The following is a 21,165-nucleotide window of genomic DNA, read 5'->3' as shown; positions in this document are numbered from 1 at the left end:
TTAGGAAGACAACGAATGCAACCAACTCCTTGGCTCACAGAACGACATGGCTACGATCCGACTTGCCGGCCCCCGCTCGGCCGGCGCCGGGTGGGCGCCCGCAGGGACCGCTCAGCGGCGGTCAGGCGGGAGCGTGGGCGGCGATGCGGGCGAAATCGTCGACCGCGAGGGACTCGCCGCGGGCGGAGGGGGCGACGCCGGCCGCGCGGAGCGCTGTTTCAGCGGCGGCCGGTGAGCCGGCCCAGGAGGCGAGGGCCGCGCGGAGGGTCTTGCGGCGCTGCGCGAAGGCGGCGTCGATGACGGCGAAGACGGCGCGCCGGTCGACGCCGGTGACCGGCGCCGGGCGGCGGTGCAGGGCGACCAGGCCGGAGTCGACGTTGGGCGCCGGCCAGAAGACGCTGCGGCCGACCGCGCCGGCCCGGCGCACGTCCGCGTACCAGGCCGCCTTCGCGGACGGCACGCCGTAGGTGCGGCTGCCGGGCGGGGCGGCGAGGCGGTCGGCCACCTCGGCCTGCACCATCACCAGGCCGGTGCGCAGCGACGGCAGCAGCTCGAGCAGGTGCAGCACCACCGGCACCGCCACGTTGTAGGGCAGGTTGGCGACCAGCGCGGTGGGCTGCGGGTCAGGCAGGGCACCGATGCGCATCGCGTCGGCCGTCACGACGGTGAGCCGGTCCGCGAAGGCGGGCGCGTGCTCGGCGACGGTGTGCGGCAGGGCCTCGGCGAGGACCGGGTCGATCTCGACGGCGGTGACCCGCTGCGCCTCGGGGAGCAGCGCGAGGGTGAGGGAGCCGAGGCCCGGCCCGACTTCCAGCACCGTGTCCTCCGGGCCGACGCCGGAGGTGCGGACGATGCGGCGGACCGTGCCGCCGTCGACGACGAAGTTCTGGCCGAGGGTCTTGGTCGGCCGCACGCCCAGCCGGTCGGCGAGGCGGCGCACATCGGCGGGGGTCAGCAGGCGGGCACCGCCGGTGTCCGCGGTGCCGCTCCCCGCTCCGCCGCCGTTGCTGTCACCGCTGCGGCCGGTGCCGCCACCCGTTGCATTCACTCCCCTATTCTCCCAGGGCGGAGCCGTGCACGGCGCCGCGGCCCGGAGCGGTGCGCGGCAGTGCGGGGGCGGCCGGTACGGCGCCGGCCGCCCGGCGGCAGAATGCACCCGAACGGGATTCGAATCGGGCACGCGACGAGGGGCGGACGAGATGGCGACCGGACAGGATGGCGCGGCGGCGGACGGATCCTCCGTGCGGCGGGGCCCGCTGCACGGGGTGCGCGTGGTGGAGTTCGCGGGCATCGGGCCGGGCCCGCTCGCCGCGATGCTCCTCGCCGACCTGGGGGCGAGCGTGATCCGGGTGGACCGGCCGGAGGCGGCAGCGGCGGCCACCGGGGTGCCGGGGCATCTGGCGGCCGGGCGCCCGGTCGCAGGGGTCGACCTCAAGAGTTCCGACGGGCTGGCCGAGGCGCGGCGGCTGGTCGCGGCGGCCGACGTCCTGCTGGAGGGGTTCCGGCCCGGCGTGATGGAGCGCCGCGGCCTGGGGCCACAGGAGTGCGCGGAGCTCAACCCGCGCCTGGTGTACGCGCGGATGACCGGCTGGGGCCAGGACGGCCCGCTGGCCCAGGTGGCCGGCCACGACATGAACTACATCGCGCTGAACGGCACGCTGCACAGCATCGGCCGGCGCGGCGAGGCGCCGGTGCCGCCGCTCAACCTGGTCGGCGACTTCGGCGGCGGCACGATGCTCGTGGTGACGGGGATCCTGAGCGCGCTGGTCGAGCGCGCGTCGTCGGGGCGCGGCCAGGTGGTGGACGCGGCGATGGTCGACGGCAGCGCGCTGCTCATGTCGATGATCTTCGAAGCGCGGTCGCACGGCGGCTGGAGCGACGAGCGCGGCACCAACTTCCTCGACACCGGCGCCCCGTTCTACGACGTCTACACCTGCGCCGACGGCCGGCACGTGTCGGTGGCCTGCCTGGAGCCGCAGTTCTACGCGCGCTTCCTGGACGGCGTCGGGCTGCGCGACGCCGACCTGCCGGACCAGTGGGACACCGAGCGCTGGCCGGAGCTGCGGGAGCGGTTCGCCGCGGTGCTCGCGGCGCGCGACCGGGACACCTGGGCGGAGGTCTTCGGCGAGGAGGACGCCTGTGTGCAGCCGGTACTGTCGATGGGCGAGGCGGCCGACCACCCGCACATCGCGGCGCGCGGCACGGTCCGCCGCAGCGGCGGCGCGGTCTTCCCCGGCCCGGCCCCGCGGTTCGGCCGCACTCCGGGCACCGCCACCCGCGATCCCGAGTACGCGGCTCCGTCCCTCGGCGACGCCCTCGCCGAGTGGGGGCTGGAGGCCTGACGCCACCGCCGCCGATCCCGCGCCGGCGGCTCGGAGGCGGGCCGCCGGCGCGGGAGGGCGCGGCGGCAGGCCGACGCGGCGCCGCCCGGCACAGCGCGGACGGGGCCCAGGCCGTGCCGCACGCACCGGTTCCCGGCATCGGCGCGGGGCGGGCCGACGCCGGCATCCGCCCGCGGCGGATGCACCGGAGTCCGCGCCGCGGCGGGCCGGGCAGGGGCGGGGCGGCGTCAGGCGTCGAGCTGGAACGCCTTGCGGGCGTTGTCGGCGATCTGTGCGGCCAGGCCGTCCTCGTCGGCGCCGCGCGCTTCAGCGAGGCCGCGGAGGGTGTACGGAATGAGGTAGGGGGCGTTGGGGCGGCCGCGGTAGGGCTTCGGGGTGAGGAACGGCGCGTCGGTCTCGACCAGGAGGAGCTCGGCCGGGGCGACGGCGGCGGCCTCGCGGAGCGGCTGGGCGCTGGCGAAGGTGACGTTGCCCGCGAAGCTCATGTAGTAGCCGCGGTCGGCGCAGACCCCGGCCATCGCGGCGTCGCCGGAGAAGCAGTGGAAGATGACCGTGCCGGGCGCGCCCTCCTCCTCGAGGATGCGCAGCACGTCGTCGTGGGCGTCCCGGTCGTGGATCATCAGCGCGGTGCCGTGCCGCTTCGCGATGGCGATGTGGCGGCGGAACGACTCCTGCTGCGCCTCGACGCCCTCGGCGCCGGTCCGGAAGTAGTCCAGCCCGGTCTCGCCGACGGCGCGCACGCGCGGCAGGGCGGCGAGGGCGTCGATCTCCGCGAGGGCGTCCTCCAGGGCGGGGATGCCGCCGGCCGGACGGGCGTTCTCCGTCCAGTCGGTGTCGTCGGTCTCGACGCCGGGGGCCCCGTCGCCGTGCACGATGCGCGGCGCCTCGTTGGGGTGCAGGGCGACGGCGGCGTAGACGCCGCCGTGGGCCGCTGCGGTCTCGGCCGCCCAGCGGGACGACGGCAGGTCCACACCCACCTGGATGAGCGGACGGACCCCGACCGCGGCGGCGGCCGCGATGATCTCCTCGGTGCCGGGTTCCTGCATGTCCATGTGGGTGTGCGCGTCGGCGACCGGCACGCGCAGCGGTTCGGGCGCCGGCGGCGGCGTCTGGGCGTTCCGGTTGCGCACGGCCGCGCCACTGCGCTTGCCCATGGGTACTGCCTCCTGCTCGCTGGTGCTGCGGGGCGGGCCCGCCTGACGGGGTGGGCCGCGGCGCGCCGCGGGTGGTCCGAGTGGGTCAACGGCCCGCCGCGGGCCCGCCATTCCCGGAGCGCCCGGGGCGGCCGGCGGTACCACTGCGCGGCGGTACCGCCGGTCGGCCTGCCGGCGGGCGCTCAGCCGACGTGCGGGGACTGCTCCACCGCGGCGGACTCCGCTTCGAGGCGGGCGAGTTCCTCGTCGGCGACGGACGGGTCGAGCTTGGTGAACAGCGGGGTGGGTCGGGAGAGCGGCGTGCCGGGCGCGATCGGCTCCGAGCGCCACGCGGCCTGGTCGGCGGCGTAGTCGCCGGTGATCACCGGGTAGGCGGAGGTGCCCTCCTCGCCGCCGATGGAGTCGTGCGCCTCCTCGATGCGCGGCATGGCCGCCCACTGCCCGGTGCCGCCGAGCATGGCGTGCACCTTGTTGGCGGACTCCGGCAGGAACGGCGTGAGGAGAGTGTTGGCGTCCGAGACGAGCTGCAGGGCGACGTAGAGCACGGTCGCCATCCGCTCCGGGTCGGTCTTCTTCAGCGCCCACGGGGCCTCGTCGGAGATGTACTTGTTGGCGGCCGCCACGGTGCGCATGGCCTCGCTGAGCCCTGCCTTGAAGCGGGAGTGCTCCAGGTGCTCGGCGACCGCCGCGAAGGCTGCCCCGGAGTGCTCCAGCACCTCGCGGTCGCCGTCGGTGAGCGGGCCCGGTTCGGGAACCGCGCCGAAGTTCTTGGCGGCCATCGAGATGGACCGGTTGACGAGGTTGCCCCAGGCCGCGACGAGCTCGTCGTTGTTCCGCCGGACAAACTCCGACCAGGTGAAGTCGGTGTCCTGGGTCTCCGGGCCGGCCGCGATGATGTAGTAGCGCAGCGGGTCGGCGGAGTAGCGCTCCAGGAAGTCGCGGACGTAGATGACGACCCGCCGCGAGGAGGAGAACTTCCGCCCCTCCATGGTGAGGAACTCGCTGGAGACGACCTCGGTGGGCACGTCGAGCCGGCCGAGTGCGCCCGGCTCGCCGCCGCGGTCGCCCTCGCCGCTGTAGCCGAGCAGCATCGCCGGCCAGATCTCGGCGTGGAAGACGATGTTGTCCTTGCCCATGAAGTAGTAGGACTCGGCCTGGCCGCCCTGCCAGTAGCGGCGCCACGCCTCCGGGTCTCCGGAGCGCTTGGCCCACTCCACCGAGGCGGACAGGTAGCCGATGACGGCGTCGAACCAGACGTAGAGCCGCTTGTTGGCCTGGTCGCTCCAGCCCTCCAGCGGGATGGGCACGCCCCAGTCGAGGTCCCGGCTGATCGCGCGCGGCTGCAGGTCGCCGAGGAGGTTGAGGGAGAACTTCAGGACGTTGGGCCGCCACTCGCCGGTCTTGGAGCGCAGGTAGTCGCCAAGCACCTCGGCGAAGGCGGGCAGGTCGAGCAGGAAGTGCTCGGTGTCGGTGAACTCGGGCGTCTCGCCGTTGATGCGGGAGCGCGGGGCGATGAGGTCGACCGGGTCGAGCTGGTTGCCGCAGTTGTCGCACTGGTCGCCGCGCGCGCCGTCGTAGCCGCAGATGGGGCAGGTGCCCTCGATGTAGCGGTCGGGCAGGGTGCGGCCGGTGGACGGCGACACCGCGCCCTTGGTGGTGCGCGCGAAGATGTAGCCGTTGTTGTAGAGGCCGGTGAACAGCTCCTGCACGACGGCGTAGTGGTTGCCGGTGGTGGTGCGGGTGAACAGGTCGTAGGAGAGGCCGAGGGCGACGAGGTCCTCGACGATGACCCGGTTGTACCGGTCGGCCAGCTCGCGCGCGCTGACGCCTTCGGCGTCGGCGAGGACCTGGATGGGGGTGCCGTGCTCGTCGGTGCCGCTGACCATGAGCACGTCGTGGCCGCGCATTCGCTGGAAGCGCGCGAAGACGTCGGAGGGGACTCCGAACCCGGATACGTGCCCGATGTGGCGCGGCCCGTTGGTGTAGGGCCAGGCCACTGCGGTCAGGATGTGGCGTTTCGACGACATGCCCTCCAGAGTAAAGGGGCCGGGGCTCGGATCGGCACCGAATTCCGCCGTCTGGCACCGGCCGGACGTGCGCGGAAGCGACAGCAGGGGCCCGCGTCGGTAGGGTGGCCCCCCGTAGTACCTCCCCCGGGGCCGCAGCGCCCCGCATTGCCCTGAATGCAGTGCTGTTTCGACAGGATGAGCGCTGCTCGACCGATGGAACTGCTCAACGGCGTAGGAGCCCCGTCCGCCGGCACCGCCGCGGCCGGGGCAGCCCCTCAGCTCGTCGCGGAAGGCGGATGGCGGTGGTGACCGCTCTCGCGCGTGCGCTGGCCGGCCTGCTGGCGGCGCTCCTCCTCATCGTCGGCGCACCGCCGGCGTGGTCCAGTGCGCCCTCGGGGGCGCTCGGCGGCCGCTTCGTCGTGCTGCCCGTCGACGGGACCGAGGTCGCCGCGCCGAGCGCGGTGGAAGCGGGCGGTCCGGCCGCTGACGCGGGCGCGGGTCCCGGCGCCCATGAGCATGCGGGCCCGGCCGATGAGCGGTCCCTCGCCGCGGTCCCGCCGAGCGCGGGCGACCACCGCGCACTGCGCGACCTTCCGGACGCGGTCCTGGCCGACGGCCCGGTGCTGCCGTCCGCAGCCGGTGCACGGCTGCCCGCCCTCTCCGGCGGCAGCGCGGCCGCAGCGCCGTCCGGACCGGTCAGCGGACTGCCCGAGGGGCGGGCCCCGCCGGACGCCGGCTCGCCGCCCGCACACTCCCCGGCCTCGCCGGGGCGCGCGGCGGCCTGATCCGGCCCCGCAGGGGCACAGCGGCATGCGCGCGGCGCATGCGGTGATCCGCCATCGTGAGAGGTAGTCCATTGTCCAGTCAACAGGGGGCGGGTGCGCGCTGGCTGCGCGGCATCGTCTCCCTCGTCATCGTGCTCGGCGCGTTCGCCGCCGGGTGGTTCCTCCCGCCGAAGCTCGGGCTCGACCTGAGCGGCGGCACCCAGATCGTCCTGCAGACGCAGGACAGCGACGACGGCAAGGTCAAGGCCAACGCCGAGAACACCGACCAGGTGATCGAGGTGCTGCGCCAGCGCATCGACTCGCTCGGTGTCAGCGAGGCGACGATGTCCCGGTCCGGCGAGGACCGCATCATCGTCGAGCTGCCCGGCGTGCAGGACCCGACCGAGGCCGCTGAGATCATCGGCCAGACCGCGCAGCTGACCGTGCACCCGGTGGTGGGCGCCGAGGCGCCGGCCGGCGGCATGGGCGGCATGCCCGGGATGGGCGAGATCCCCGGGATGGAGGGTGCGCCCGGCGGCGGCGCTCCCGGCGGCGGGGCCCCCGCGCCGGTCCCCGGCGGCGACAGCGCCAACCCGCCGGCCGACGAGGCGCGTGCGCCCGCCGACGGCACCGAGGGCGAGGGCAGCGCGGAGCCCGCCCCCGAGGAGTCCGCCCCCGCCGAGGGCGAGGGCCAGGAGGGCGGCCAGGAGCAGGCGCCGCAGGGCGAGGTCTACGCGACCCTCCCCGACGACCAGGGCCAGCAGCTCCAGCTCGGCAAGCCGGCCATCCAGGGCGACCAGATCTCCAGCGCCGAGGCGGTCCTCGACCAGACGACCGGCACGCAGTGGCAGGTCAACGTCGAATTCGCCGGCGAAGGCCGGTCGGAGTGGACCGAGGTCACCAAGCAGGCGTGCGAGGCGCAGCCGGGCACCCCCGAGCGGCGCATCGCGATCGTGCTCGACGAGCAGATCATCTCGGCCCCCGAGGTCACCCAGGACGGCTGCCCCGGCGGCCAGACCGGCGGCAGCACCACCATCACCAGCTCCACGTTCGACGCGGAGTCCTCCGAGGACCTGGCGGTGCTGATCGAGGGCGGCTCGCTGCCGCTGCCGGTCACCGAGATCCAGCGCCAGACCGTCGGCCCGACCCTGGGCGCCGACGCGATCCAGGCGAGCCTCATCGCCGGCGCCGTGGGCATCGCGCTGACCGCGCTCTACATCACCGTGGCCTACCGCCTCGTCGGCTTCCTGGCCTCGGTGGCGCTGGCCTGCTACACGCTGATCGCCTACGCGGCGCTGGTGGCGCTGGGGGCCACCCTCACCTTGCCGGGCCTTGCCGGCTTCGTGCTGGCCATCGGTATGGCGATCGACGCGAACGTGCTGATCTTCGAACGTGCGCGCGAGGAGTACCAACAGCAGAAGAAGGTCTACGACGCCAACAAGTCGGCGGGCATGCAGGACGCCACCGAGGCCGAGGCCAAGCAGGCCGAGGCCGGGGTGCTCTCCCGGAGGCGCCGCCGGGCGATCCCGCCGAACCTGCAGAAGGCGTTCGTCTCGGGGACCAAGAAGGCGTGGAGCGCGGTCCTCGACACCAACGTCACCACGATGATCGCGGCCGTACTGCTGTTCTTCCTTGCGTCGGGCACGGTGCAGGGCTTCGGCGTGACGCTGGCCATCGGCACCATCGCGTCGATGGTGTCGGCGCTGATCATCGCCCGGGTGCTGGTCGAGTGGGCGGTGCGCCGCGCAGTGGTGCGCAAGCGCCCCGACATCACCGGCCTGTCCCGGATCTCCAAGGTCCGGCAGTGGCTGCTGGACCGCAATCCGGACCTGATGAAGTGGGGCCGGGTGGGCCTGACGGCCGCGGGCCTGGTGCTCGTCGTCGCGGTGGTCGGCGTCCTCGTCCGCCCGCCGAACTTCGGCGTGGAGTTCACTGGCGGCCGCGTCATGGACTTCACCACGAACGAGCAGATCAGCGTCACCGAGGCGCGCCAGGTCGTCTCCGATGAGGGCGGCCAGCCCAATGCGGTGGTGCAGGAGTCCGGCGACAGCGACATCTCGGTGCGCACCGGCCCGCTCAACGACACCGAGGCGCACCAGGTCGAGGACGCCCTGGCCGAGGCGGCGGGCGGCGCCGAACGGGTCAGCGACGAGGGCATCGGCCCGAGCCTCGGCAATGAGCTGCGCAACAAGGCGCTGCTCGCGCTGGGCGCCGCGCTGATCCTGCAGATGATCTATCTGGCCTGGCGGTTCCGCTGGTCGTTCGGCGTGTCCGCGATGGCGCAGCTGTTCATCACGCTGGTGACGGTGGTCGGGCTGTTCGTGTGGCTCGGCAAGCCGATCGACGGCGTGTTCCTCGCGGCCCTGCTGAGCGTCATCGGCTTCACCGTCAACGACTCGGTGGTGGTGTTCGACCGGATCAGGGACGAATGGGCGCGCGATTCGTCGTCGCCCTTCCGGAAGATCGCGAACCTGGCGATCCTCAACACCATCCCGCGAACCGTCAACACCGCCATCGGCGGCATCTTCATCCTGGCGACCCTGGCACTCGCCGGCGGTTCCACGTTGCGGGACTTCTCCATCGCGATGCTGGTGGGCCTCATCGTCGGAACCATCGCGACGGTGTTCGTCGGCGCGCCGCTGGCGGAGTTCCTGCAGCGGTACGACAAGACGCCGCCGCCACACGTCGTCAAGGAGAAGAAGGCGAAGCAGCGCAAGGACCTGCGCGCCGCTCGCGAAGACAGCGACGGCGCGGTCGTCTGACGCCGGGCGCGCCGCGGCAGCTCTGGCGGGGCCGGCCGCGGCGCGCTCAGCACTTCGACCAGGGAACAGGGAAGGCCCCCGGCGTGCGCCGGGGGCCTTCCCGTGTCCGGGCCCTGAGGAGTGTTCCGGCGCCGGCCTCCGGCCAGTCGGCTGCCGGGCTGCTCAGGCGCCGTGCACGATGGCGTAGACCTCGCGCTTGGGGACGCCCGCCTCGCGGGCCGCCTCCTGGATCGCCTGCTTGCGCGGCATTCCCTCGGCTTCGCGCGCGGCGACCGCGGCGGCGAGGTCGCCGGGATCGGCCGAGGCGGTGCGGGCCGGTGCGCCGCCGACGACGACGGTGATCTCGCCCTTCACCCCGCCGGCAGCCCAGTCGGCGAGGTCGCCGAGCGGGCCGCGCTTGACCTCTTCGTAGGTCTTGGTGAGCTCGCGGCAGACGGCGGCCGGCCGGTCGGCGCCGAAGGCCTCCGCCATCGCCGACAGGGTCGCGGCGAGGCGGTGCGGGCTCTCGAAGAAGACCAGGGTGCGGCGCTCGTCGGCCAGGCCGGCGAAGTGGCGGGCCTGTCCCTTCCGCGGTGGGAAGCCCTCGAAGCAGAACCGGTCGGTGGGCAGCCCGGAGAGCACCAGCGCGGTGGTGGCGGCGGACGGGCCGGGGATCGCGGTGACGCGCAGTCCGGCCTCGGCGCAGGCGGCAACCAGCCGGTAGCCGGGATCCGACACGCCCGGCATTCCGGCGTCGGTCACCAGCAGCACGTCGCTCCCGGACTCCAGTTCACCGAGAAGCTCCGCGGCGCGGCGCGCCTCGTTGGCGTCGTGGTAGGAGACGATGCGGGCGCCGTGCTCGCCGCCGGGGCGGACCCCGGTGCGGGCCGCGAACGCACGCAGCCTGCGGGTGTCCTCGGCGGCGATGAGCCGCGCACCTTCGATGGCGTCCAGCAGCCGGGGCTGCGCGTCGCCCCCGTTCCCGATCGGGATGCCGGCCAGGATCAGCGTCCCGCGCCGCGCGCCCCCCTCCCCGTCGGTCACGCACCGCTCCCTTGTATAGACGCTACGGTTGGCATACTTCGTTCGGCCGCCTCCCGGTCCGGCCGCTGTCCCCGTTCGACTGCCGCTGTCCCCGACCGACTATAAGAGCCGCGATGACCACCACTGCACCTCCCACCGCGCCGCCCGACGACTCAGCGGGCGCAGCGTCCTCTCCCCGCATGCCGTTCCTCCCCCCCATGCCCGCTCCGCGCTGGGCGGGCTGGGCCGCCGCGGTGGCGCTGGCGGTCTTCGCCGGCGTGCTGCGCTTCTTCCGGCTGGGCGCGCCGGAGCGCATCTACTTCGACGAGACGTACTACGTCAAAGACGCCTTCGGCCTGCGCACGTTCGGCTATGAGCACGACTCGGTGGACAACGCCGACCAGCTGATCCAGTCCGGTGACCTGAACATCTGGACAGGGGTGGGCGACTTCATCGTCCACCCGCCGGTCGGCAAGTGGATGATCGCCGGCGGCGACCTGCTGTGGGGGCTGCTGCCGTGGGGCACGTCGATGACTCCGGAGGGGTGGCGCTTCGCGTCGGCCCTGTTCGGCGCGTTGACCGTGCTGGTCCTGGTGCGGGTGGCGCTGCGGATGACCCGCTCCTGGGTGCTTGCCGCGGCGGCCGGCCTGCTTCTGGCGCTGGACGGCCTGCACTTCACGATGAGCCGCATCGCGATGCTCGACGTGTTCATGACGTTCTGGATCGTGGCGGCCTTCGCCTGCCTTCTGGCCGACCGCGACCGGATACGGGCGCGGCTGCGCCTGGACCCCGCGGCGGCGTGGCTGGGTGTGCGGTGGTGGCGGTACGCCGCGGGCGCCTGCCTCGGCCTGGCGGTCGGCACCAAGTGGACGGCGCTGTTCTTCGTCGCCGTGTTCGGCATCCTGACCGTGGCCTGGGACCTGGGCGCGCGGCGCAGTGCGGGCCAGGGCGGGGCCGGCCCGGACGGTACCGCCGGGCGGAGCCTGGGCGCGGTGCTGACCGGGCGGAGCGCTGCGGGGCGGTCGCGCACCCCCGGCGAGCTCGCGGTGGGCGTGCGCACGGCGGCCCTGGTGCTGCTGCTGGCGGCCGCAGCCGCCGGGATCACCGTTTTCGCCTGGACCGACCTCGGCACGGGTCCGGGCGCCTTCGCGGCGATCATGCTGCTGAGCCTGCTGGCGGCGGCCGGAGTGCTGGTGTACCGCGCCTTCCTCGCCCGGGTCTGGCTGCTGTTCGACGCCGTTCCGGCGTTCCTGCAGACCGTGGGCGTCGCCGCCCTGGTCTACGTCGCCTCCTGGACCGGGTGGCTGGCCACGTCCGGCGGCTACGCGCGCCAGTGGGCGGCCGACCACGCCCCGGCACCCGGCTGGGTGCCGGGCCCGCTCACCGGGCTCGCCGACGGCCTGCGCAGCCTCGTCTACTACCACGTCGAGATGTGGAAGTTCCACCAGGGGCTGAGCGAGCCGCACGACTACGCCTCGCAGCCGTGGGAGTGGATCATCCAGCGCACCCCGGTGGCGTTCTACTACGACGGTGAGACCACCGGCTGCGGCGCTTCGCGCTGCTCCGAGGCCATCCTCAGCGTCGGCACCCCGGTGATCTGGTGGATCGGCATCATCGCGCTCGTCGCCATGGCCGGCTGGTGGCTGATCTACCGCGACTGGCGGGCCGGTGCTGTCCTGCTGGCCATCGCTGCGGGCTGGCTCCCGCTGTTCGCCTACCCGGACCGCACCATGTTCGTGTTCTACGCGCTGCCGTTCCTGCCGTTCCTCGTGCTGGCGATCGTGCTGATGCTGGGGCTGGCCATGGGCGACGGCGAATCCGGCCGGAACTACCTCCCGGGCCGGCGGATCGTCGGCGGCATCGCGTTCGGCGTGGTGCTGCTGCTGTCCATTGCGAACTTCGCGTTCCTCTACCCGGTGCTGTCGGCGGAGAACATCCCCTACGACGCATGGCACCAGCGGATGTGGTTCGACACCTGGATCTTCGGCAGCGGCGGCGGCTCCGGGAACTGACCGCCGGCCCCCGGGCGGCCGCCCGGGGGCGCCAATTCTTACCCCGTTCGGCAAGGATTCACTCCCTGGAATTCCATTGTTCCGCAGAACAGCCCCGTCACTTCGTGAGTTTTCGGCGCAGATTTTTCCGCACGGAGCCTCTCGGCAGCGGCGGGGCTGACTGGTAGTCTCTGGCACTGGTTGCGGTGGTGGTTTCCCTGGATGCTTCGGCGCCTCGCGGAACTTCACGCGAGCGCCGGCCATTATTCGACAGCCCGGCGGGCGCTCGGCGACCCGGGACCAGCAGGGTGCGGTTCCGAAGTAGTCCCCAAAGGGAGAGCAAATGGCTCAGGGCACCGTGAAGTGGTTCAACTCTGAGAAGGGTTTCGGGTTCATTGCCGTCGAAGGCGGCGGCCCGGACGTGTTCGTGCACTACTCGGCGATCGCGGGTACCGGCTTCCGGAACCTGGAAGAGAACCAGTCGGTCGAGTTCGAGATCACCCAGAGCCCCAAGGGCCCGCAGGCATCCGATGTGCGGGCGCTCTAAGCTCCGCTGAATCGGGGCTGGCGAGTTTCGATTCTCGGCCCTTCGCCCTCGCGGGCGAAGGGCTTTTTCGCGTCTGCCGCCTCCCAGGGCGTGTTGGGTGGCCACCCGCCAACACGCCCTAGCGCGTGTTCGGCGGGGAACCGGGGTCCGCTCCGCCGCCGCTCCGGGGTGTGCCGCCGAGCACGGCCACCTGCTCGGAGAGCCGCTCCACCTGCGCCGATAGGGCCGCCAGCTGGCCGAGCACCGCCTGGTGCTGCTCCTGCTCCAGCTCCTGGTCCTCTTCCCACCGCTGCGCCCCGACCTCTTCCTCCAGCGCCGTGACGATCACGCCGATCACGAGGTTGAGCAGGATGAACGCCGTGATGATGATGTAGAGCACGAAGAACCCTGCGGCCCACGGGCGGTCCTCGATCACGGCGTCGGCGATGTCCGGCCAGTTCTCCGTGGTGAGGACCACGAACAGGCTGTACAGCGAGGTGCCCAGGTCGCCGAAGTACTCCGGCGCGACGTCCTCGAAGAGCTTCTCGGCCAGCACCGCCGAGGTGTAGACGGTGATCAGCAGCAGCCCGATCACCGTTCCCATGCCCGGCACCGAGCGGAACAGGGCGCCGATGATGTGCCGCATCTGCGGAAGCACGCTGACCAGCCGCAGCACCCGCAGGATCCGCAGCAGGCGCAGGACGGAGAAGCCCTCGGTGACCGGCACCGCGGCGATGCCGACGACGAACATGTCGAACCAGTTCCACGGGTTGCGGAAGAACGACAGCCCGTGGGCGTACATCTTCAGCGCGAGCTCGAGGGCGAAGAGCGCCACGAACGTGGTCTCCACGGCGGTGAAGAGGCCCTCGGCCGCGCGGAGTTCGTCCTCGTAGGTCTCGAGGCCGAGCGAGACCGCGTTGAGCAGGATGAGGACCACCACGACTGCCTGGAACCACCGGGAGTCGACGATCCGGACCGCCTTGTCGCGACCGTGCAACTGGCATCCTCCATGCGGGGGCGGGGGGGGTGTCTGCCGGTGCGCCGCCGGCGGCCGCGCAGCCGGTCCAGACTAACTCTGGGCCCCGGGGCGCAACCGCTGAGGACCGGGTGCCGGAAAGCGGAGGGGACGGGTTAACCTGGTCGGTGGCGCCGGGGTCCGATCCGGCGGCGATCAGGAGGACGGGATGTTCAACATCGGCGGTGCGGAGTTCGTCGTCCTCGGCCTGCTCGCCCTGATGCTGTTCGGCCCGGACCAGCTCCCCAAGGCCGCCGGCCAGGTGGGCCGCGTGCTGCGCCAGCTGCGGAAGATGGCCGACAGCGCCAAGGACGACCTGAAGGACGGGCTCGGCCCCGAGTTCAAGGACCTCCAAGTCCAGGACCTCCACCCGAAGCGGTTCGTGCAGAAGCACTTCTGGGATCCCGACGAGGAGGAGGAAGCGCCGGCCCGCCGCGTTTCCGCGCTCAACGGCAAGCGCCCGCCGTTCGACGACGAGGCCACCTGAGCCAGGCGGCTGCTCCGTTCCCGGCCCCCGCGCAGTCCGCGCGGAGGTGAATCCGCGGCGAAATCTGCGGTGCTGCAGCTTCCGGCAGGGCGCGCGCCGCGGCTCTGCGCGGTCAGCCGAACAGCAGCACGATCAGCAGGAACACTCCGCCGACCACCACCGATGCCGCCGCGATCACGGCCGGGCCGAGCACGGCGATCAGCGCCTCGGTGAGCAGGCTGCCGCCGAACGCTGCGGCCGGCCACACCCAGCGCGGCCCCGGCTCCCAGCCGTTGGCGCGCTCGCGGTGCAGGGCGATCAGCGCGGCCGCCGCAACGGCCGCCCAGAACAGCAGGTGCGCGGCTGCGCGCAGGCCCGGCGGAAGAACGCCGGCGGTGCTGCCGATGACCATCACGAACAGGGCGGTACCGGCGGCGAGGCGGCCGCGGCCGCCGCCGGGTAGCGCGGGGATCTCCTTGCGGCGGGCCGGGGTCGTGCGGCGGAACGGCTCGCCCGCGGGCACCGGGCCCTGCGGGCCGGTCTGCGCCGGCACGGGCTCAGCGGGTTCGCCCGGCGGCCCGGTCCGTTCCGGTCGGGTTCCGTAGAGGAGGCCGGGGTCGGGGGCGTGGTACCCGCCGCGGGAAGGGCCGGACGCGGGAAACTCGGTGCCGTCCGCCGGGCCGTCGCCGCGGCCGGATCCGCCGCCGGAAGGACCGCCGGGGTCTGGTCCGTCCGGGCCGGGCCGGTCCGCGGAAGCGGGAGGGTCGGTCACGGTGCCTCTTCTCGTGCCGAACGCTGCGCGGGAAGCGTGCCGCGGCTGTATGTCGCCCTCCCCTTACCCGCGGTCCATGATCGGAACACAGCGGCGCCCGCACCGGGGTCCCGGTGCGGGCGCCGATTCAGGGAGTTCGCGGATGCGGCCACCGCCGGTCGGCCGCCGTTCAGCGATCTCCGATCACTCTCCGGACACGATCTCCTCAGCGAAGGAGATGGCGGTGTCGGTGAGGGAGCCGGCGTTCAGCCAGTCCCAATCACCGCTCCACCAGGTCCAGTGGCCGGCGTTCCAGGTCCAGCCGGTGTCAGCGCCTGGACCGGAGTCCGCGGCTGCTGCAGGCAGCGCGGCTCCGGAGAAGGCAGCCCCTGCAACGGCTGCGATCACGCAGATCTTCTTCAGCACAACGCACCTTCCGCTCGTCGAGACGTCCATCCCCGGTCAATAAGATGACCTACCGGTCACTCGGCGCACAAGGCCCAGATTGCAGATATTAATGACGATCTCCCCACCTTTTTCCCCTCCCCGCCAGAAATAGCGCATCTGGCGGCGATCGGACTACGCACGGGTATCCGAATGCCGTACGTTGACCGAACGAGGTAGGGCTCCCACTGCTCCGGCGCAGGTCGGCGGCCCAGAGGGGGCGCGGACCCGGGCCCGTCCGGGCGCTAACGCGGAGTACACGAATTCACCCGTGCTCCGCGGGGAATTCAGCTCACTCATGGAAGATAGCGCATCCACCCGGGTAAAGCGGTTGGTCTTCATAAACGGGACCGATCCGGTGCACTACCGACCGGTCCGCGGCGGAGGGGCCGCGGCCACCATTGTGTTCGGGACCGTTCAGCGCCCGCCTGTCCGACACGCCGCAGCCGCTCCGGTCGGCGCGCTGCGGAGCGGGTTTCGCGCGCCACCGTGAAATTTCGGTGCAGATACGAGAAAAGACCGGCGAACCGGTCTTCTCCAGGGTGGAGCTGAGGGGATTCGAACCCCTGACCCCCTCGATGCGAACGAGGTGCGCTACCGGACTGCGCTACAGCCCCTGAAGACGCTTCTTAGATTACCAGCTCTCCGCGGGTGGTCCGAACACGTTTTCCGCCCCCTGCGGACGGGCGCCCGCGCGCGGTCGGACCGCCCCGTGCTGCGGCGCTGCGGCGGACGCCGCCGCTCTGACCGCGGCGCGGGGGCTCTCTCTTCCGACAATGGGCTCTCCTCCGGCGCGGACCCCCACCGGGCCGACGGTGCCGGCAGGCAGGGGCCCGCCCCCGAGCGGCAACCGGCAGCCGCCGCCCTAGGGCGTGGCGGGCGGACAACTGCCCTGCTGCGCGGCGCCCTGGCCCGCCCCTCGCGGCGTTCTCCTCAATCGAGGAGGAAACCCCGCCCTGACTCCCTCGCCGGCCGTGCGACGGGTGCACCGCCGACACCGATCGCGGTGAACGCCACCCACCACACACGCCCTAGTCGCCCGCTGCGCGGAGGTGGGCGTCGGTGTACTGGTCGTACACCTCGCCGTCACGGGCCGTCGGCAGGTCGATAATCTCGGCGCGGTGCGCTTCGGCCTTCTCCCGCTCGGCGCGCTCCAGCCGGGCCGCCCGCCGCGCCGCGGCGCGGGACTGCTCGCGGCGCAGTTCCTCGGCGCGGTGCTCTGCGTCGGCTTTGGCCGCCTCGCGCAGCAGCACGAGGTGGCCGCCGAGGAGCAGGACCGGCGGGGCCAGCACCCACCACGGGCCGAGCCCGGCCGCCACGGCGGCCGCGGTGACCGCGAGCAGTGCGGTGAGTCCGGTCGTGCGGCGCCGCCGGCGCGCGATCACCCGCGCCCGGGACGGCGGTGCGGACTGGCGCACGCTCTCCGCCACCGGGGCGCCGGGCACCTCGGGGCCGTCCGCGTCCTGGGCACCGGCGGGCTCTGCGGCGGCTCCAGGCAGGTATTCGTCGTAGTCGGCCGGCTCTCCGGCGTCCTCGTCGTCGATGGCCGCATCGGCGTCGGCACCCTCGTACTCGCCGTCCGGGACGGCGGGGCCGGGGTCGGTGCGGTCGAGCGCGGCCTGGTCGGGGTCCGCGGCGTCGCGGCGCAGCAGCATCGGCACGAGGACGACCAGCCAGACGACGACAATGGCGAGGTACAGGGCTGAACTGTTCATCGCCCCTCCTCGCGCCGCCGATGGCCAGACTCGCGCAGAACGCCCTGGTACGGCGGCCGTGCGGCGGTGTACGGAACCGGCCCCGGTGCCCGGGACCGCGGACGGTTCACCACCGCCGCCCGGCGCGTCCTCCGCGCCGCCCTCCGTACGCCGTATGCACCTGTTGCCGACATCCCTGATGCGTCTACGTTCCGCACGGTACGACCGAGTGTCCGTAAATGCGCAGTATTCGGCCCGGAGTGTCGTGAGATTGCAGTCTTCCTCTTCTCCCGCCGACTCCTCTGCCGGGAGTCACGGAGAGGCACGGAACCGCGGTGAGGCGTCGACCGTACCGACGGTACCGCGCCCGGAGGGTGCCAGGTTGCGTTGTTCCCGCGGTCCAGCACGAAGCGGGCGGGCGGTCGGTACCGACCGGCGATTCGCACGCGGCCGCGGTGCGGCTGCGGCGGAATTCGGAGGGTGGCGGATACGGCGGCGCGCGGTGTCCGGCGCGGCCGGATCCGGCCGCGCTGTAGCGGCGCTGCGGCAGGGCTCGCGCAGCCCTGCGCGGCTGCGCCGCTGCGCCGCCGGCCCCTCCGGCCGGCCCGGCGCAGTGCCGTGGCCCGAGGCACTCACCGGCTGCCGCGGTGGCCGCCCGCGGCGGACGCGCGTGCGCGGAACGGCGGATCGGCCCGGGCGCGTCGGGAGGTCCCGGACCCGGGTGGCGCTCCCGGGGCGCAGAGTGGGGCGCCGGCCGCCGCAGCGAACGAGCCGCCTGCTGGCATGGCTCCAGGGCGGCTTCGGCTCGGCGGTCAAGGGCCTAAGGTCCCCGGCTCGGAGCGGCCGGGCAGGAGCCGAAATGCGGGGCACCCCCGTGCGACGGCCACGCCGGTGCGCCGAATCATGTATTCGGAGCGCGGGGGACGGGCGGGTGTCCCGGCGGTCTCACCGCTCTGACCCGGCGACGGGAAGCCTTTCAACGCCGAACGGGAGCGCCCTTAGCCGCTCGTACCCGTCCAGGCACGCAGGGGCGAGCGCCGGGCCGGCCACCGCAGCGCCCGCACCCCGGTCCCGTTCGCACCGCCTCGGCTGGATGCTGGCGATCAGGCGTCCTCCTGAGCCAGGATCTCTGACCGCTCTGGCGGGGCCCTCCAGCTTGCCGCGGTCCGGATCCGGCTGCGGGCCCGACCTGTTCAGGGAACGGGACCGGGGGCGCGTCTGGTGGACAACCTGTCCTGCCGCGCGCCGCCCTGGCAGCCCCCTCCCGGCGTTCTCCTCTCCTCGGGGCGGCACAGGGGCCGGTTCACCGGGGCGGGCGCGTTCGCAGCGGCGTACGGTGCGGCCGGCGGCGCGGCCAGGCGGGCCGCCCCGGCGGGTGGGGGCGCGGTGGACGGTACAGGCGGGCATGTGCGGGTGCCCGGCGATGCGGACGGGTCCCCGCCGCTGTGGAGTGCGGACCGTGATGAGGCGCCGCTGCCGGCGGATGGGGCGGGGTGAGCGGGCGGGAGCAGCCCGGAGGGGGTGCGGGAGCGCGCGGCCCGGCGCAGCAGCCGCCGGTCCCCGACCAATACAGCGGGCCGGCGGGCGGCGGGCGCGAGCTTGGCAGGGGATGGATGGCGCAGGGCAGGAGGGGCCGTCCGGTCCATGCCGCCATCCGCGCCGATACCGGAGGCCCGCTCCGCTTGCTCCGCGCGGGGCGGGTGTCACCGGCCTCGGCGGTCAGTACACCCGGGGCGTGTTGGGTGAATGGCGTTCGTCGCGCAGCAGGCGGTTGGCCACCCAACACGCCCTAGGACGGCCCGTCCGCCGGATGGGCGTCGCGGACGGAGCGCCAGCGCGCGAGGAGGCCGCCGGGGACGTCCTCGGTGGTCAGGGCGTAGCAGATGTGGTCGCGCCAGGCTCCGTCGATGTGCAGCTGGCGCTTGCGCACGCCCTCTTCGCGGAAGCCGAGCTTCTCGGCGACGCGGCGGCTCGCCCTGTTCTCCGGCCGGATATTGGCCTCGATGCGATGCAGTCCGACGGTGAAGAAGGCGTGGTCCACGGCGAGCGCGACCGCAGTGGGCATAGCACCCCGGCCGGCCTGGGCCTCGTCGATCCAGTAGCCGACCTGGGCGGTGCGCGCCGACCCCCACACGATCGCGCTGACCGTGAGCTGGCCGGCGAAGGCGCCGTCGCAGGTGATGGCCCACGGCATCGAGAGGCCGTGCCGCGCCTCGCGGCGGATCGCCTGCAGCATCGCGACGTAGGGGCTGAGCGAGGAGGTGCGCAGCGGCATCTCGGGGTAGGTGGGCTCCCACGGCCGGAGCCACTCCGCGTTGCGGGCGCGGGTCTCCCGGAGGGCGCGGGCGTCCCGCACGCGCAGCGGGCGCAGCGCAACCGGCCCCTCGGCGAGGGTGACCGGCCAGCCGCGGAGTCGGTTCACGCGGGTCCTCCCCTTCCCCGGACGCGCTCGGTACCGGGCGACTCCTCCCAGTATTCCACTCTGTGCGCCCCGCGGCCGGTCACGCGGAACCGCGGAATGGCGCGGCCGTGCTGCGCGGCGGGCCCGGGGCCCCGCCTCGGCCGCGGGGGCCGGCGGCCAGGGCCCGGACCTGCTCGGGCGCGCCGGGGAGGACCGGAGCCCGCACCGCCGTTGCGTCGATCACTCTGGCGCGTCCTTCGCCGAAGCCGATCCGCTCGCCCCCGGTCCTCCCGCGCAGGCCGGTCTGCCGCACGGCCCTGGGCACGGGCCCGCCGCGGAGGACCCGGCCGCCGGAGGCACCCCGCCGCTGCGGGCTCCTCCCCCTGCGCCCGGGGGTCGGTTCCGGTCGGTTGCGGGCCACCGCTCCGGGCGGCGGCCCCGCTGCCCCGGCGCGGGGGAAGCGCCGGGGGGAAGGCCCGGCGCCCGCCCGCGGCCGGGTGCCCGGGCCCCCGAACCGGACCGCTGCCCACGCGGCTCCGCTCCCCCACCGGCCGGGCCTGGCCCGACTCCGGCTGCCAGGCCGCGCCGCCGGAGCCGCCGGCGCTCCGGCCCGGGTTCGGGGCTGCAGCGGTCAGTGGTCGCCGCCGCGGATCTGGTCGACTGCGTGGGTGAGGACGGGGGCGAGGACTTCCATGGCGTCGGCGACGCCGCCGCGCGAGCCGGGAAGGTTCACCACGAGCATGCGGTGGCCTGCGGCTTCGGCGATGCCGGCCAGACCGCGGGAGAGCATCGCCGCGGGAACGCCCTTGGCCAGGCCGGCCGCGCGCAGCGCCTCGGGGATTCCGGGGATCTCGGCCGCGAGCAGCGGGCGGGTCTGCTCCGGAGTGGAGTCGGTGGGGGTCAGGCCGGTACCGCCGGTGGTGAACACGGCGTCATAGCGCTCGCGGAGGGCATCCCGGAGGGCAGCGCCGACCGGCGGCCCGTCGGCGACGACACGGGGGCCGTCGGCCGCGAGGCCGGCCGCGCGCAGGGCCTCGGCCAGTACCGGGCCGGAGCGGTCGGGGTAGACGCCGGCCGCGGCCCGGTTGGAGGCGGTGACGACGAGGGCGCGGGCGGTCATCCGCGGTCCTCGGTACCGGACCGGGTCCAGTGGCCGGTCTTGCCGCCGGTCTTCTCCTCGACGCGCACGTCGGTGAGTACGGCTTCGGGATCGATCGCCTTGACCATGTCGATCAGCCCGAGGCCGGCCGTGACGACGCAGGTCAGCGCCTCCATCTCGACGCCGGTGCGGTCGGCGGTGCGGACGGTGGCGGTGATGGCGACGTCCGTGTCGCGCACCTGGAGATCGACGTCAGCGCCGTGTACGGCGATGGGGTGGCAGAGCGGGACGAGGTCGGGGGTGCGCTTGGCCCCCTGGATGCCGGCGATGCGGGCGACGGCGAGCGCGTCGCCCTTGGGCACGGTGCCGTCGCGCAGGGCGCGGACGACGCCGTCGGAGACGCGGACGCGGCCGGTCGCGGTGGCCGAGCGGGCGGTGACGTCCTTGCCGGCGACGTCGACCATGCGGGCGCGGCCGGCGGCGTCGAGGTGGCTCATTCCGGAGGGGTGCTGGCCGGGCTGCTCGGCGCTGCCCGGTCCGTGGTCACTGCTGGTGGTCATGGCGGTCTTTCGGTGCGGAGGTGCTGGACTGCGGTAGCCCGCTCTGCGGGTGCTGCCCGTGCCGGTGTCAGCACGGGACGCGGCCCGGCCGGGGAGTGCGGAGGGGGCGCGGGGCCCGGGCACGGGCGGGATCGGCGGAGCACCTGCTCCTTCTCCCCCGCCGCAGCGCCGCGGCTCGGTGTCCC

17 protein-coding genes and 1 tRNA gene are annotated in these 21,165 nt (G+C 73.8%); 6 read left to right on the top strand and 12 right to left on the bottom strand.

The features are described from left to right. Nucleotides 1–121: 121 nt before the first annotated feature. The gene (gene rsmA, locus ACYVGT_RS13050; protein WP_460857663.1) at nt 122–958 is read right to left on the bottom strand and encodes a 16S rRNA (adenine(1518)-N(6)/adenine(1519)-N(6))-dimethyltransferase RsmA; all 837 of its coding nucleotides are present in this window, start codon (nt 956–958) and stop codon (nt 122–124) included. Between the two features lie 241 nt (nt 959–1,199). Here rsmA and ACYVGT_RS13045 point away from each other — a divergent pair, with 241 nt between their 5' ends. Beyond that, the gene (locus ACYVGT_RS13045) at nt 1,200–2,342 is read left to right on the top strand and encodes a CaiB/BaiF CoA transferase family protein (RefSeq protein ID WP_460857647.1); all 1,143 of its coding nucleotides are present in this window, start codon (nt 1,200–1,202) and stop codon (nt 2,340–2,342) included. A 227-nt stretch (nt 2,343–2,569) separates the two neighbouring features. Here ACYVGT_RS13045 and ACYVGT_RS13040 read toward each other — a convergent pair whose 3' ends face one another. Both ACYVGT_RS13040 and metG read right to left on the bottom strand, forming a co-directional pair. Next, entirely contained in the window at nt 2,570–3,496 is a 927-nt protein-coding gene (locus ACYVGT_RS13040; RefSeq protein WP_460857645.1) for a TatD family hydrolase, read from the bottom strand. A 182-nt stretch (nt 3,497–3,678) separates the two neighbouring features. Further along, nucleotides 3,679–5,523, bottom strand: coding sequence for a methionine--tRNA ligase (metG, locus tag ACYVGT_RS13035; protein ID WP_460857642.1), 1,845 nt, complete (start codon nt 5,521–5,523; stop codon nt 3,679–3,681). 284 nt (nt 5,524–5,807) lie between these two features. Between metG and ACYVGT_RS13030 the strand changes: the two genes are divergently transcribed. After that, complete coding sequence (locus ACYVGT_RS13030; RefSeq protein ID WP_460857640.1) at nt 5,808–6,290, top strand: hypothetical protein; 483 nt, start codon at nt 5,808–5,810, stop codon at nt 6,288–6,290. A 71-nt stretch (nt 6,291–6,361) separates the two neighbouring features. Next, nucleotides 6,362–9,031, top strand: a complete 2,670-nt coding sequence (gene secD / locus ACYVGT_RS13025; RefSeq protein ID WP_460857638.1) for a protein translocase subunit SecD — start codon at nt 6,362–6,364, stop codon at nt 9,029–9,031. A 162-nt stretch (nt 9,032–9,193) separates the two neighbouring features. Here the strand turns inward: secD and rsmI are convergent, their stop codons facing one another. After that, on the bottom strand, nt 9,194–10,054 hold the full coding sequence (rsmI, locus tag ACYVGT_RS13020) for a 16S rRNA (cytidine(1402)-2'-O)-methyltransferase (protein WP_460857636.1): 861 nt from the start codon (nt 10,052–10,054) through the stop codon (nt 9,194–9,196). 113 nt (nt 10,055–10,167) lie between these two features. Here rsmI and ACYVGT_RS13015 point away from each other — a divergent pair, with 113 nt between their 5' ends. Together ACYVGT_RS13015 and ACYVGT_RS13010 are read left to right on the top strand one after the other, a co-directional pair. Next, complete coding sequence (locus ACYVGT_RS13015) at nt 10,168–12,045, top strand: dolichyl-phosphate-mannose--protein mannosyltransferase (protein ID WP_460857634.1); 1,878 nt, start codon at nt 10,168–10,170, stop codon at nt 12,043–12,045. Between the two features lie 322 nt (nt 12,046–12,367). After that, the gene (locus ACYVGT_RS13010; protein WP_460857632.1) at nt 12,368–12,571 is read left to right on the top strand and encodes a cold-shock protein; all 204 of its coding nucleotides are present in this window, start codon (nt 12,368–12,370) and stop codon (nt 12,569–12,571) included. A gap of 118 nt (nt 12,572–12,689) precedes the next feature. Here ACYVGT_RS13010 and ACYVGT_RS13005 read toward each other — a convergent pair whose 3' ends face one another. Continuing rightward, nucleotides 12,690–13,547: an ion transporter gene (locus tag ACYVGT_RS13005; RefSeq protein ID WP_460857630.1), complete on the bottom strand. Its 858-nt coding sequence runs from the start codon at nt 13,545–13,547 to the stop codon at nt 12,690–12,692. 187 nt (nt 13,548–13,734) lie between these two features. Between ACYVGT_RS13005 and ACYVGT_RS13000 the strand changes: the two genes are divergently transcribed. Then, complete coding sequence (locus tag ACYVGT_RS13000) at nt 13,735–14,052, top strand: sec-independent translocase (protein WP_460857628.1); 318 nt, start codon at nt 13,735–13,737, stop codon at nt 14,050–14,052. Between the two features lie 112 nt (nt 14,053–14,164). Here ACYVGT_RS13000 and ACYVGT_RS12995 read toward each other — a convergent pair whose 3' ends face one another. The 7 genes from ACYVGT_RS12995 to moaC form a co-directional block, all read right to left on the bottom strand. Then, a complete protein-coding gene (locus ACYVGT_RS12995; RefSeq protein WP_460857626.1) occupies nt 14,165–14,803 on the bottom strand; it encodes a hypothetical protein in 639 nt (212 codons plus the stop codon). A 183-nt stretch (nt 14,804–14,986) separates the two neighbouring features. Next, nucleotides 14,987–15,238 (bottom strand): hypothetical protein, encoded by a 252-nt coding sequence (locus ACYVGT_RS12990; protein WP_460857624.1) that lies wholly within the window; start codon nt 15,236–15,238, stop codon nt 14,987–14,989. A 531-nt stretch (nt 15,239–15,769) separates the two neighbouring features. Further along, a tRNA-Ala gene (locus ACYVGT_RS12985) sits at nt 15,770–15,843 on the bottom strand. 414 nt (nt 15,844–16,257) lie between these two features. Beyond that, nucleotides 16,258–16,941, bottom strand: a complete 684-nt coding sequence (gene sepX, locus ACYVGT_RS12980) for a divisome protein SepX/GlpR (RefSeq protein ID WP_460857621.1) — start codon at nt 16,939–16,941, stop codon at nt 16,258–16,260. A gap of 1,768 nt (nt 16,942–18,709) precedes the next feature. Then, nucleotides 18,710–19,342, bottom strand: a complete 633-nt coding sequence (locus tag ACYVGT_RS12975; protein WP_460857618.1) for a GNAT family N-acetyltransferase — start codon at nt 19,340–19,342, stop codon at nt 18,710–18,712. A gap of 610 nt (nt 19,343–19,952) precedes the next feature. Then, nucleotides 19,953–20,441, bottom strand: a complete 489-nt coding sequence (locus tag ACYVGT_RS12970; RefSeq protein ID WP_460857616.1) for a MogA/MoaB family molybdenum cofactor biosynthesis protein — start codon at nt 20,439–20,441, stop codon at nt 19,953–19,955. After that, nucleotides 20,438–20,980, bottom strand: a complete 543-nt coding sequence (moaC, locus tag ACYVGT_RS12965) for a cyclic pyranopterin monophosphate synthase MoaC (RefSeq protein ID WP_460857614.1) — start codon at nt 20,978–20,980, stop codon at nt 20,438–20,440. The genes ACYVGT_RS12970 and moaC overlap by 4 nt, the downstream gene beginning before the upstream one ends. Nucleotides 20,981–21,165 lie beyond the last annotated feature (185 nt).

Source organism: Nocardiopsis coralliicola (assembly GCF_054779695.1).
Note: the sequence above shows the minus strand (reverse complement) of the source record. Positions and strands in the feature narration are given on the sequence as shown.